Below are 13,453 nucleotides of genomic sequence, written 5' to 3'. Positions count from 1 at the left end.
CAGCCCCCTGGGGGCGTCCCTCCTGGCGGCGTCGGTGGTGATCCGTACGCTGTCCCCATGACGCGCAGTGGCATCGACCTGACCGCACTCGACCCCGACGTCCGTCCCCAGGACGACCTCTACGCCCACGTGAACGGCCTGTGGGCCGCGTCCCACGAGATCCCCGCTGACCGTGCGATGGACGGCTCCTTCCGTGCGCTGCACGACCAGGCGGAAGAGCAGGTCCGGGACATCATCGTCGACGCGGGCAAGGCCGCCGCTGACGGGACCTCGACGGACCCGGTCGAGGCCAAGGTCGGTGGCTTGTACGCGAGCTTCATGGACACCGACACGATCGCCGCACGCGGGCTCGACCCGCTGCGCGTCGAGCTGGCGCTCATCCGCGACGCCACGTCGCAGGCCGAGCTGACCGGCGTGCTCGGCGCGCTGCAGCGCACGGGCGGAGCCGGCGCCGTGGAGTTCTACGTCGACAACGACGACAAGGAGCCCACGCGCTACGTCGTCCTGCTCGGACAGGGCGGCCTGGGCCTGCCCGACGAGTCGTACTACCGGGACGAGCAGTACGCCGGGGTCCTCGCGGCCTACCGGCCGCACGTCGCGACGATGCTCAGGCTGAGCGGTGCGGCGGCGGACGAGGAGGCCGCGGACGAGCTGGCGGGCCGGGTCGTCGGGCTCGAGACGACGCTCGCCGCCGCCCACTGGGACGTCGTCAAGGACCGCGACGCAGACCTGACGTACAACGCGATGACGCTCACGGAGCTCGTCGAACGCGCGCCGGGCTTCGACTGGCACAGCTGGGTGCTGGCGCTGGGCGCACCCGCCGGCGCGTTCGACCGGCTGGTCGTGCGCGAGCCGTCGTTCGCCGTGGCCTTCGCCGGTCTCTGGCAGTCCGAGCCGCTCGAGGACTGGCAGGCCTGGCTCACGTTCCACCTCGTGAGCAGCCGCGCGTCCTACCTGACGGACGACCTGGTCGACGCGAACTTCGACTTCTACGGCCGCACCCTCACGGGAGCGCAGGAGCTTCGCGACCGGTGGAAGCGCGGGGTCTCCGTGGTCCAGGGCGTCCTCGGCGAGGCCGTCGGCAAGGTCTACGTCGAGCGACACTTCCCGCCCGCCCACAAGGCGCGCATGGAGGAGCTGGTCGGCCACCTGGTCGAGGCGTACCGCGAGTCGATCAGCCAGCTGGACTGGATGGGTGAGGACACCCGCGCCAAGGCGCTCGCGAAGCTCGACTCGTTCACCCCCAAGATCGGGTACCCGGTGCGCTGGCGTGACTACTCCGCGCTCGTGGTGGAGCCCGACGACCTGGTCGGCAACATCCGGCGCGCGCACGCGGCCGAGCAGGACCGCGACCTCGCCAAGATCGGCAAGCCGATCGACCGCGACGAGTGGTTCATGACGCCGCAGACCGTGAACGCCTACTACAACCCCGGCATGAACGAGATCGTCTTCCCGGCCGCCATCCTGCAGCCGCCGTTCTTCGACGCGGACGCCGACCCGGCCGTCAACTACGGGGGGATCGGCGCCGTGATCGGCCACGAGATCGGCCACGGGTTCGACGACCAGGGCTCCAAGTTCGACGGCGACGGTCTGCTCGAGGACTGGTGGACGGCCGAGGACCGCGCGGAGTTCGAGACGCGCACCAAGGCGCTGATCGACCAGTACTCGGAGTTCTCGCCGGTGCAGCTGGACGGGAGCCACCACGTCAACGGTGAGCTCACGATCGGCGAGAACATCGGCGACCTCGGGGGGCTGTCGATCGCTCTCAAGGCCTACCGGATCGCCCTCGGCACGCCGCTGTCGCAGGCCCCGGTGATCGACGGCCTCACCGGCGTCCAGCGAGTGCTGCTCGGCTGGGCGCAGGTCTGGCAGGCGAAGGGTCGCGACGAGGAGATCATCCGACGCCTCGCGATGGACCCGCACTCCCCGAACGAGTTCCGCTGCAACGGCGTGGTGCGCAACATCGACGAGTTCTACGACGCCTTCGACGTGGAGCCCGGTGACGCGCTCTACCTCGCACCGGAGGACCGCGTCCGCATCTGGTGACCGTCGACCGGTCACCGGTGACTGTCGGTGACCGGTGACCGTCGGTGACCGGTGATCATTGGTGACTGGTTGGCCGGCGGTCAGTGAACGCGAGGTCGCGAGCAGCTCGTCGCGGCCCGCGCGTCTCGGAACGACGCCTGGGGCGAACGACTCAGGGGATCTCCTTCCAGCTGCCGCTCGCCAGCTGGAAGCCCTTGCCCGATCCGTCGACGCACTGCACGCCGTCCGTGGCGCTCGTGCAGGTGTACTCGCCGACAGTCGTGGTCTTGCCGTACTCGAGGTGCGGGACGTCGTCGCCGGCGGCGGCAGGCGGCGGACCACTGACGCACGAGAACGCGACTCCGTCGGCGTTCAGCACCAGCACGTGCCCGGTCACCTCCGTGCACCCGGCGACCACCGGCGGCGCGTAGGTGTATCGGGCGATCGTGCACGTCACGCCGTCGACGGACATCGCGCACGCGATGTTGCCGCTCGGCATCGCGAACGACGTGATCTTGGTCGATGGCTTCGACGCGCTGACCGACGGGTGTGACGAGGCGCTCGGTCCCCCAGAGGTTGCCGCCGTGTCGTCGCCCCCGTCGCCGTTGCCGCCGCTGCCGCGACTGAGGGCGATCGCCACCAGCAGGACCACGAGCAGGACGTCCAGAACGACGAAGACGACGACGAGCGTGCGTCGGGACCTCATGGCACCTCCGGGGTCGCTACCGACCCGATCGACTGCGCTGACCGTCGACCAGGATCACACGGGACCAACCGGAGAGGCGAACGACGTGACACCGCGCTCCGTTCCGCCTGCGCGCAGCGGGACGCTCAGCAGTCGGTGCCGGCCTCCGTTCGCAGCCGCATCAGAACGACGGGCTGGCCGTCCGCGAGCGCTTGAGCTCGTAGAAGCCCGGCACCGTCGTCATGAGCGCCAGCCCGTCGAACAGCCGACCGGCAGCCTCGCCGGTAGGTGCAGGGGTGATGACGGGTCCGAAGAACGCCACCCCGTCGATGGCCACGACCGGCGTCCCGACGTCCTCACCGACGAGCGAGATGCCCTCCGCATGGGACTCGCGCAGCAGGCCGTCGACCTCGTCGGTGCTCGCGACCGCGGCGAGCGAGGCGGGCAGCCCGACCTCGGCGAGCGACTCGGCGATGATCGCTTCGTTGTCCGAGCGACCGCCCGGGTGCCGGCGCGTACCCATCGCGTCGTAGAGCGGCTTGACGACACCCTGGCCGTGGTCGCGGGCGGCGGCGACGATCACGCGCACCGGTCCCCAGGCCTGGTCCATCATCGCCCGGTAGTTCTCCGGCAGGTCGCGCTTCTCGTTCAGGACGGCCAGGCTCATCACGTGCCAGCGCACGTCCACGTCGCGGATGACGCTCACCTCGTCCATCCATCGTGACGTCAGCCAGGCCCAGGGGCAGAGCGGGTCGAACCAGAAGTCGACGACAGGGCGCGGGGTGCTCACAGGGGGTCCTCCTGGGTGGACGAAAGGGGCCGCCGTCGTCAACCACACCTGTCGCGAGGTTCTTCCCGCTCACGTGCGCGAGACCACGACCATCGCCGCGGCACGACCCGGGATCGCACTGACGCCTCCACCGCGGCGAGCCCCGGCACCGGCCAGCAGGACCCGCGGGTGCGCGGTCTCCACGCCCCAACGGCCCACGTCGTCCTCGTCCTCGGCCCACGGCCAGGACAGGTCGCGGTGGAAGATGTGCCCGCCCGGCAGGGCCACGTCCGCCTCCAGGTCCACCGGGCTGCGCACCTCGAGGCAGGGGGCGCCGTCGGCGTCGGGCAGCAGACAGTCCTCGATCGGCTCCGCCAGCACGCTGTTCACGGAGGCGATCGTGGCGGCGAGCGCCGTCGCTCGGGCGCCGTCGGGGTCGTCGACGAACAAGCGCGCCGGCATGTGCAGGCCGAAGGCGGTGAGCGTGTGCGCGCCGGTCGCGCGCAGCTCCGGGCCGAGGATGGAGTGGTCGGTCAGGGAGTGGCAGTAGGTCTCGACGGGGGGCAGTGCCGGGATGCGACCCGCTGCCGCGTCGGCGTGCGCGGACTCCAGCTGGGTCGCCGTCTCGTTGACGTGGAACGTGCCCGCGAAGGCGATCGCCGGGTCGATGCCCGAGCGCAGGCGCGGCAACCTGCTCAGCACCATGTTGACCTTGAGCTGCGACCCTTCGGGCGCCGGCTCGCTCGGCTCGTCGCCGAGCAGACGCTCGAGCACCGCCGGGGCGCACGCCGCGAGCACGAACTGGGCGCCGGCGCAGTGGGACACGCCGTCGTCGTCGCTCCAGGTGACCTCGGCGGGTCGGTGCCGTCCCCCCGGGTCGACGGTCGTGACCGTAGCCCGCGTCCGCAGGTCCGCGCGCCACGCACGGCCCGCGTCCTCGAGCGCACGCTCGACAGCCCCCATGCCACCGACCGGCACGTCCCAGTCGCCCGTCCCCCCGCCGATGACGTGGTACAGGAAGCAGCGGTTCGCCCGCCCCCGGTCGCGAGTGGAGGCGAACGTCCCGATGAGTGCGTCCGTGAGGACGACGCCGCGGACCAGGTCGTCCCGGAACGTGGCTGCCACGACGTCCCCGATCGGGTTCTCGACGAGATCACGCCAGTCGGCGTCGCCGAGCAGCGCGCGGGCGGCGGCGCTCGAGAGCAACGGCTCCGTCATCGTCGGGAAGAGCCGTGCGGCCAGCGCGGCCGTGCGTGCGCCGAACCCGCGCCAGGCGTCCACGTCGCCGGCCGCACCGACGGACGCGAACGAGGTCGCGGTCGCCGCGTCGTCGCCCGTGTCCACGAGCAGGCCGCGGGTGGGGTCGTGCGGGACGGGCGTGTACGAGGCGTACCGGCGTCGGCGCAGCCGGATCGGGAGCCCGAGCTCGACGAGCACGCGGCGAGGGAGCAACGAGACGAGGTACGAGTAGCGCGAGACGTGGGCATCGACGCCGGCGAACACGCGCTCGGACCGCGTGGCGCCACCGAGGTGCTCACCCCGTTCGAGCACGAGGACGCGCAGGCCCACGCGGGCCAGGTACGCGGCGGCGGTCAGCCCGTTGTGGCCACCGCCGACCACGATCGCGTCGTAGGTGCCGTCCACGCGACGACCCTAGGCCCGTCCACAGCGCCCGACCCGGCTCGCTCGTGCGTGCGATGATCGAGCAGGCTTGTCACCGCACCCCGCGCACTGCTGCGGCCGACCGCTGCAGACCCACGACCCAAGGAGACTCTGCGTGCCTGGAGAGAACCTCACCCGTGCCGAGGCGCGCGAGCGTGCATCCGTCGTGCGGACCGAGTCGTACGAGGTCGCACTCGACCTCACGACCGGGCCGACGACCTTCACCTCCCGCACCACGGCACGGTTCGGCGCCACGCCCGGGGCGAGCACGTTCATCGACCTCATCGCACCGGCGGTCCGCGAGGTCACGCTCAACGGTCGTGCGCTCGACGTGGCCGCGGTGTTCGCCGACTCGCGCATCGCCCTGGCCGACCTCGCCGCCGACAACGAGCTCGTCGTCGTCGCCGATGCCGCCTACACCAACAGCGGCGAAGGCCTGCACCGCTTCGTCGACCCGGTCGACGACGAGGTCTACCTGTACTCGCAGTTCGAGGTGGCCGACTCCCGGCGCGTGTTCGCGGTGTTCGAGCAGCCCGACCTGAAGGCGACCTTCGCCTTCACCGTGACGGCGCCCGCGCACTGGACCGTGGTGTCCAACTACCCGCAGGTCGGCTCACCGGTCCAGGTCGAGGGTGGCAGCAACAAGAACGGCGGCGCCGACGAGGGAACCGCGACGTGGACCTTCGAGGCGACGCCGCGCATCGCGTCGTACATCACCGCGATCATCGCCGGCCCGTACCACGGGGAGCACCAGGAGCTCACGAGCTCCGACGGTCGCACCGTCCCGCTCGGTGTCTACTGCCGCGGGTCGCTGGCCGAGCACCTGGACGCGGACAACATCCTCGACGTCACCCGGCGCGGGTTCGAGTTCTACGAGCGGACGTTCGGGGTGCCGTACCCGTTCGCCAAGTACGACCAGCTGTTCGTCCCCGAGTTCAACGCGGGGGCCATGGAGAACGCCGGGGCGGTGACGTTCCTCGAGTCGTACGTCTTCCGGTCCAAGGTCCCCGAGGCGACGATCGAGCGGCGCGCGGTGACGATCCTGCACGAGCTGGCGCACATGTGGTTCGGCGACCTGGTGACCATGCGCTGGTGGGACGACCTGTGGCTCAACGAGTCGTTCGCCGAGTACGCGTCCACGCTCGCGGCCGCCGACGCGACGCGGTGGACCAGCGCGTGGACGACGTTCTCCTCGCTCGAGAAGAACTGGGCCTACCGGCAGGACCAGCTGCCCTCGACCCACCCGATCGTCGCGGACATGCGCGACCTGGAGGACGTCGAGGTCAACTTCGACGGCATCACGTACGCCAAGGGCGCCAGCGTGCTGAAGCAGCTGGTCGCCTGGGTCGGCCAGGACAAGTTCTTCGAGGGGGTCCGCGCCTACTTCGCCAAGCACGCGTGGGGCAACACCGAGCTGCGCGACCTGCTCGCCGAGCTGGAGACGACGAGCGGTCGTGACCTGGCCGCCTGGTCGGGCCTGTGGCTGGAGAAGGCCGGCGTCACCCTGCTGCGCCCCGAGATCGCGGTCGACGACGCGGGCGTCATCACCTCCTTCGCCGTCCTGCAGGAGGTTCCCGACGAGTACCCGGTGCAGCGCCCGCACCGCCTGGCCGTCGGCGGGTACGACCTCGACCCCGCGACGGGCCGGCTCGTGCGCACAGTGCACGTCGAGCTTGATGTCGACGGTCCTCGGACCGAGGTGCCCGCCCTCGTCGGCGTGCCGCGTCCGGCGCTGATCCTGGTCAACGACGACGACCTCGCGTACGCCAAGATCCGGCTGGACCCGCAGTCGCTCGCCGCCGCGATCGAGCACCTGGGCAAGTTCGACGACTCGCTGCCCCGCACGCTCGTGTGGACCGCCGCGTGGGACGCCACCCGCGACGGGGAGACTCCCGCGCGGGAGTTCGTGCACCTGGTCCTGGGCAACCTCGCCCAGGAGACGGACTCGTCGGTGCTCCTGGTCCTGCTGCGGCAGCTGTCGACGACCCTCGACCTGTTCGTCGCCCCCGAGCACCGGCCGTCCGTCGCAGCCGACGCCGCCGACGCGCTGCTCGAGCTCGCGCGCGCTGCGGCCGCCGGGTCGGACACGCAGCTGCAGCTGGTCAAGTCGTTCGCCGGTCGCGCCGCGACCACCGCGCAGCTGGACGCGATCCGTGACCTGCTGGACGGGCGGGCGACGCTCGAGGGCCTGTCGATCGACACCGACCTGCGCTGGGAGCTGCTGACCTCGCTGGTGGCAGGCGGACGTGCCGGCGGACCCGACATCGCGGCGCAGCTCGCCGCGGACGCGACGGCCACCGGCCAGCGCGCGGCGGCCGCCGCCCGGGCCGCGGTGCCCACCGCCGAGGCCAAGCAGACCGCGTGGAGCGCGGTGGTCGACGGCGACGGGCTTCCGAACGCCATCCAGGCCGCCACCATCTCGGGCTTCGGCCGGGTGCACGACGTGGGGCTGCTGCTGCCGTTCGTCGCGCCGTACTTCGACGGCATCGAGCAGGTCTGGGAGTCCAGGACGAGCGAGATGGCCCAGAACATCGTCGTCGGCCTGTACCCGACGGAACTCGCCGGCGACAGCCGGGTGGACGTCCTCGCGCTGACCGACGAGTGGCTCGACGGGCACCCCGACGCCTCGCCGGCCCTCCGCCGGCTGGTGGTGGAAGCCCGGGACGGCGTCCGTCGCGCTCTCCTGGCCCAGGAGGCCGACCGCCGCGCCTGATCGCTGGACGGCCCTGCGCGCACGTGCGCGCGGGGCCGTTCGTCTCAGAGGGCGGCCATCCGCCGGCGGGCCCCGGTGCCGGACGCCCGGATCAGCACGCGGGGGCCGGCCAGCTGGTGGCGGACGTGCAGGTCACGCGTTGAGGACGGCCGCCAGCGAACGCAGGCGCGAGTTGGTGAACAGGTCGTCGACGAGCACGACGCGACCGGACCCGTCGGCGAGTGGCACCTTCCAGTTCGGGTACTCCTTGTCGGTGCCGGGCTGGTTCTGGGCGCGCCGCTCCCCCACGGCGTCGGCCAGCGAGACGCCGACCAGCACGGACGGTGTGGCCAGGACGTACGTGTGCAGGGCCTCGATGATCTCGCGCTCGGACGGGTCGTCGCCGAGGAGCCCGCGCTGACGCAGCACGTCGAGCATCTGGTCGCGCTCGGCGTTCGCGGCCGCGCGCACCAGCTCCACGGGCTCCGTCAGGAGCCCGAGCCGTTCGCGGATCGCGACGTGCTCGCCGGCGAGGTACCCGGCCGTCGGCGGCAGGTCGTGGGTGGTCACGGTCGCCAGGACGAGCGGCCGGTAGTGCTCCGGCGGCAGCGGGGCGCCGTGCAGGTCGCGCTCGAACCACAGCACGGACGTGCCCAGGATCCCGCGGTCGGACAGGTAGTCGCGGACCCACGGCTCGACGGTGCCGAGGTCCTCGCCGATCACCACCGCACCCGCCCGGTGCGCCTCGAGCGCGAGGATCCCGACGAGCGCCTCGTGGTCGTACCGGACGTAGGCCCCGTCGACGGAGTCGGCGCCCTCGGGGATCCACCAGAGCCGGAAGAGCCCGATCACGTGGTCGATCCGGATGGCGCCCGCGTGCCGGAGCACGGTGCGCAGCATGTCCCGGTACGGCTTGTACGCCGCCCGGGCCAGCGCGTCGGGGCGCCACGGCGGCTGGGACCAGTTCTGCCCCTGCTGGTTGTACATGTCCGGCGGGGCGCCCACCGTGGCACCGCGCGCCAGCACGTCGCCCAATGCCCAGACGTCCGCGCCGTCGGGGTGCACGCCCACGGCGAGGTCGTGCATGATCCCGAGCGCCATACCGCCGTCGAGCGCGGCGCGTTGTGCGGCGGCGAGCTGCTGGTCGGCCTGCCACTGGAGCCACATGTGGAACTGGACGCGGTCGGCCAGCTCGCGGCGGGCCTCCGCGACGAACGCCGACGCCGGATCCCGGGCCTCGGACGGCCACTCCCGGTCCTCGTACCTCTCCGCCAGCGCACACCAGAGCGCGAACGTCTCCAGCCCCGCGCCCTCCTGCTCGACATAGCTGTCGAAGGCGGCCTGCCGTGCGGCGGAACGCGGCGCGGCGAAGACGACCTCCAGGGCCGCCCGCTTCGCCGTCCAGGCTGCGTCGCGGTCGATCGGCCCCGGGTCCCCGTCCGTGGCCAGCACAGGTTCGGCTGCCCACTCGACGAGCGTGCGGTCCGCCGCGGAGAGGTAACCGGCCTCGCGCACGTCCTCGACGCGGATGTACAGCGGGTTGACGAACCGGCGGGTGGTCGGCAGGTACGGCGACGGGGTCATCGGCACCGTCGGCTCGGCCGCGTGCAGCGGGTTGATCAGCAGGAAGTCGGCACCGAGCTCGCGTCCGGCGAGCCAGCCGATCTCAGCGAGGTCCGCCAGGTCCCCGACACCCCACGAGGCGCTCGATCGGACCGAGTAGAGCTGCGCCATGAGGCCCCACGACCGGTGCGTGCGGATCGGTTCGGGGAGGTCGAGGTGCGACGGCGTCACGACGAGCGGGCTGTGCGCATCCACCGACGGGCCACGGGCCACGATCTCGTGCCAGCCGAGCGGCAGGTCGTCGGGGAGCGTGAACGTCGCCCGACCGACCAGGCGCCCGTCGACGCTCCGCGGGTCGACCGGCACGTCAGCCTGCGAGACCTCGCGGCGGCCGCCGCCCACCTCGGGGTCCAGCTCGATCCAGACCTCGACCGGGTCGCCGTGCCGGACGTGCACGGGAACATGCGCGTGCCGACCCTCGCGGACCACCAGGACCGGCGGCAGGACGCGGCGCCACGGCATGTCCTCGACATGCGCGATCGCCAGGTCGATGCGCTCGGGCGACGAGGCGTCCACGCCGAGCGCACGGAGCACGCCCTGCAGGGTCGCCGTGCTGGCGCGGCGGTTCCGACCATGGAAGTCCCAGTGATCGGGCACCACCCCGTAGGCCGTAGCAAGGCGTAGCAGGGCGTCGGACGCAGGTACCGGGTCGTCGGCCACGTCTCGATCCTGCCAGACACACAACGACAGACACGGCCCCATACGCAGCACATACGTCGCGCGCGTGCGTCACACGAGACGTCCACCGGCACGCGACGTAGCCTTGCGGACCATGACGGCCCCCGCTCCACGCCTCTACCCGACGACCCTCCGGCTCGACCTCGTCGAGGACCTTCGCGGCCACCAGGTGTCCGACCCCTACCGGTGGCTGGAGGACGAGACCTCTGCCGAGACGCAGGCGTGGTCGGCGGCGCAGGACGAGCTCTACCAGGCGTACCGGGCCGGGCTGCCCACCGACGGGCCGCTGTCGACCGACGCGTTGACCGCCCGGCTCCGGGAGCTGCTCGGCGCGGGCTTCGTGAGCCCGCCGGCGTGGCGCGGCGACCGGCGGTTCTTCTCGCGTCGCTCCGGTGACCAGGAGCACGCCGTGGTCGTCGTCGCGGAGGGTGATGGCGAGCGGGTCCTGCTCGACCCGATGGTGATCGACCCCGACGGCACGACGACCCTGGACTCCTGGCAGCCGTCGAAGGAGGGCCATCTCGTGGCCTACCAGGTCTCGTCCGGCGGCACCGAGGAGAGCGTCCTGCGCGTCCTCGACGTGACGACCGGCGACGTCGTCGACGGACCGATCGACCGCGCCCGGTACTCCCCTGTCGCCTGGCTGCCCGGTGGCGACGCGTTCTTCTACGTCCGGCGCCTGGCCCCCGAGCTGCTGCCGGCGGACGAGGTCCAGTACCACCGCCGCGTGTGGCTGCACCGGCTGGGCACGCCGGCCGACCAGGACGTCGAGGTGTTCGGCGACGGGCTCGACCACACCAACTACTACGGCGTCTCGGTGTCGCGGGACGGGCGCTGGCTGATCGTCTCGGCGTCCGCCGGCACCGCACCGCGCACGGACGTCTGGATCGCCGACCTGTCGACGACCCCGCTCGAGGCCCCGACGTTCGCCGAGGTCGCGGTCGGGCTCGACGCGCAGACCGGTGCGTGGGTGGGGCGCGACGGGCGGCTCTACGTGCACACGGACCTCGACGCGCCCCGCGGGCGCCTTGCGGTGGCCGATCCCCTCGAGCCGGGAGTCGAGCACTGGACGACCCTCGTCGAGGAGGACCCGACGGCTGTGCTCGAGGATGTCGCGTTCGCCGACGGCGGTGGGGACGACACCACACCGACCGAGCTGTTCGCGTCGTGGCGTCGGCACGCGGTCTCGGAGGTGACGGCGCACGACCCCCGGACGGGCGAGCTGCTGGAGCTCGTGCCGCTGCCGGGGCTCGGGTCGATCTCGGGACTGGTGACGCGTCCCGAGGGCGGCAAGGACATCTGGTTCTCGTACACCGACCACACCTCGCCGTCGACGGTCCGGCACCTCGACGCTGCGACGCGCCGGACCACCCTGTGGGCCGCTCCGCCCGGACTCGTCGCCGATGTCCCCGACGTCGTCGCGCAGCAGATCGACGTGGTCAGCAAGGACGGCACCGTGGTCCGAGCGTTCGTGGTCGCGCTCGAGGACTCCCTCGACGCGACCGGCGCACCGACCAGGCCGGCGCCGACGATCCTGTACGGCTACGGCGGCTTCCAGGTCTCCCTCGACCCCGCCTACTCCGCGACGACCCTCGCGTGGGTCGAGGCGGGCGGCGTCTACGTCGTCGCCAACCTGCGCGGCGGCGGCGAGGAGGGCGAGCAGTGGCACCGCGACGGCATGCGGGGCAACAAGCAGAACGTGTACGACGACTTCCACGCGGTCGCCGAGCACCTCGTCGCGAACGGCTGGACGACGCCCGACGCGCTCGCCTGCTGGGGAGGCTCGAACGGCGGCCTGCTGGTCGGTGCGGCGGTGACGCAGCGGCCGGACCTGTTCGCGGCGGCGGTGTGCTCCGCCCCGCTGCTCGACATGGTCCGCTACCAGCAGTTCGGGCTCGGCGTCACGTGGACCGAGGAGTACGGGGACGCCGAGGACCCGACGGAGCTCGGCTGGCTGCTCGGCTACTCGCCCTACCACCGCGTGGTGCCCGGCACCGCCTACCCGGCCACCCTCTTCACCGTGTTCGAGGGCGACACCCGCGTCGACCCGCTGCACGCCCGCAAGCTCACCGCGGCGCTGCAGGCGGCGTCGACCGGCGACCCCTCGACACGGCCGATCCTTCTGCGTCGCGAGACCGGCGTGGGACACGGCGGCCGCTCGCTGTCCCGGAGCATCGGGCTGTCGGTCGAGCAGCTCCAGTTCGCGGCGGACCGCACCGGTCTGTGGGCCCGCGCGTGATCCGGGCGGCCGACGACGGGGCCCAGACCCCCGCGCAGTGGTTCCTCGGCATCCCGTTGCGCATCATCCTCATCGTCGCGATCAGCTCGATCGCTCTGTGGCTCATCCGGCGATCGATCCGCTCGATCACCAACCACGTCGCCGACGGCACGCCGTGGCTGGAGCGCGAGATGCTCCGGCCGCTCGGCGACAGCCCGGTCGGCGCGGTGCTCGACAGGGCCAACCCCTTGGCCAACGCCCGGCGGGCCCAGCGCGCACGAACGATCGGCTCGGTACTGCGCTCGACCGCGTCGATCGCGGTCGGGTGCACGGCGTTCTTCCTGATCCTGGACACGTTGGGCATCAGCCTCGCGCCGTTCATCGCGTCCGTCGGCATCGTCGGCGTCGCCCTCGGTTTCGGTGCGCAGAGCCTGGTCAAGGACTTCCTCACCGGCCTCTTCATGCTCCTGGAGGACCAGTACGGCGTCGGCGACGTGATCGACGTGGGGCCCGCCAACGGCACCGTCGAGGCGGTCACGCTGCGGGTCACCAAGATCCGCGACGCCGACGGCACGCTCTGGTACGTCCCGAACGGCACGATGCTGCGGGTCGGCAACAAGACGCAGGGCTGGGCGATCGCGGTCGTCGAGATCGACGTGGACTACTTCGCCGATCTCGACGAGGTCCGCGGCCTGCTGGCCGAGGCGGCCGCGCGCGTCGTGGCCGACCCGGTGATCGGCTCGCACATCCTGGGCGAGCCGACGATCACCGGCATCGAGAGGCTCAGCGCCGAGGCCGTCACCCTGCGGCTCAAGGTCAAGACGTCACCCGCGCAGCAGTGGGAGGTCGCACGCGAGCTGCGGATCGCTACGCGACAGGCTCTCGAGCAGGCGCACGTCCCGCTGGCCGGCCAGCGGGACCTGATGGCGACGCATCGCGCGGCCGTGGCGGAGCGGACCGGGACCCGGGACCCGCACGACACGCCGCTCGACGACATCGCCAACGAGCAGGGCGCCCGCGAGGCGGCGTCGTCGGGTCCTGCGGAGGCCTGACGGCCCTGGGGCAGGCACCCCCGGCAATGGCGTCGTCGCGCCTCGAGGA

General features: G+C 72.2%; 8 protein-coding genes. 4 read left to right on the top strand and 4 right to left on the bottom strand.

Features of this window, described 5'->3' with window-relative positions; all coding sequences use genetic code 11:
- Window positions 1–57 precede the first annotated feature (57 nt).
- A complete protein-coding gene (locus I847_RS0107150) occupies window positions 58–2,046 on the top strand; it encodes a M13 family metallopeptidase (RefSeq protein ID WP_028049156.1) in 1,989 nt (662 codons plus the stop codon).
- 151 nt (window positions 2,047–2,197) lie between these two features.
- Here the strand turns inward: I847_RS0107150 and I847_RS0107145 are convergent, their stop codons facing one another.
- From I847_RS0107145 to I847_RS0107135, 3 genes are all read right to left on the bottom strand, one after another.
- Window positions 2,198–2,731: a DUF6636 domain-containing protein gene (locus I847_RS0107145; RefSeq protein ID WP_028049155.1), complete on the bottom strand. Its 534-nt coding sequence runs from the start codon at window positions 2,729–2,731 to the stop codon at window positions 2,198–2,200.
- Between the two features lie 160 nt (window positions 2,732–2,891).
- On the bottom strand, window positions 2,892–3,500 hold the full coding sequence (locus tag I847_RS0107140) for a DsbA family protein (RefSeq protein WP_028049154.1): 609 nt from the start codon (window positions 3,498–3,500) through the stop codon (window positions 2,892–2,894).
- 69 nt (window positions 3,501–3,569) lie between these two features.
- On the bottom strand, window positions 3,570–5,123 hold the full coding sequence (locus tag I847_RS0107135) for an NAD(P)/FAD-dependent oxidoreductase (protein ID WP_028049153.1): 1,554 nt from the start codon (window positions 5,121–5,123) through the stop codon (window positions 3,570–3,572).
- A 133-nt stretch (window positions 5,124–5,256) separates the two neighbouring features.
- On the opposite strand from I847_RS0107135, the gene pepN reads away from it, so the two are divergent.
- Complete coding sequence (gene pepN / locus I847_RS0107130; protein WP_028049152.1) at window positions 5,257–7,854, top strand: aminopeptidase N; 2,598 nt, start codon at window positions 5,257–5,259, stop codon at window positions 7,852–7,854.
- Between the two features lie 132 nt (window positions 7,855–7,986).
- On the opposite strand, the gene malQ is transcribed toward pepN, so the two are convergent.
- The gene (gene malQ / locus I847_RS0107125) at window positions 7,987–10,116 is read right to left on the bottom strand and encodes a 4-alpha-glucanotransferase (RefSeq protein WP_028049151.1); all 2,130 of its coding nucleotides are present in this window, start codon (window positions 10,114–10,116) and stop codon (window positions 7,987–7,989) included.
- Between the two features lie 112 nt (window positions 10,117–10,228).
- On the opposite strand from malQ, the gene I847_RS0107120 reads away from it, so the two are divergent.
- Both I847_RS0107120 and I847_RS22400 read left to right on the top strand, forming a co-directional pair.
- The gene (locus I847_RS0107120; protein ID WP_028049150.1) at window positions 10,229–12,373 is read left to right on the top strand and encodes a prolyl oligopeptidase family protein; all 2,145 of its coding nucleotides are present in this window, start codon (window positions 10,229–10,231) and stop codon (window positions 12,371–12,373) included.
- Window positions 12,358–13,404, top strand: a complete 1,047-nt coding sequence (locus I847_RS22400; protein ID WP_051274548.1) for a mechanosensitive ion channel family protein — start codon at window positions 12,358–12,360, stop codon at window positions 13,402–13,404. Before I847_RS0107120 ends, I847_RS22400 begins: the two co-directional genes overlap by 16 nt.
- The last annotated feature ends 49 nt before the right edge of the window (window positions 13,405–13,453 follow it).

It is taken from the genome of Cellulomonas sp. URHD0024 (assembly GCF_000426185.1).
In the GTDB taxonomy this organism is placed as follows: Bacteria; Actinomycetota; Actinomycetes; order Actinomycetales; family Cellulomonadaceae; genus Cellulomonas.
This window is presented reverse-complemented; position numbering and strand designations above follow the sequence as displayed.

Bases quoted from the DNA above. Each gene is read 5' to 3' on its own strand.
- I847_RS0107145 (WP_028049155.1), bottom strand. From the start codon at position 2,731: ATGAGGTCCCGACGCACGCTCGTCGTCGTCTTCGTCGTTCTGGACGTC.
- I847_RS0107120 (WP_028049150.1), top strand. From the start codon at position 10,229: ATGACGGCCCCCGCTCCACGCCTCTACCCGACGACCCTCCGGCTCGAC.
- I847_RS0107150 (WP_028049156.1), top strand. From the start codon at position 58: ATGACGCGCAGTGGCATCGACCTGACCGCACTCGACCCCGACGTCCGT.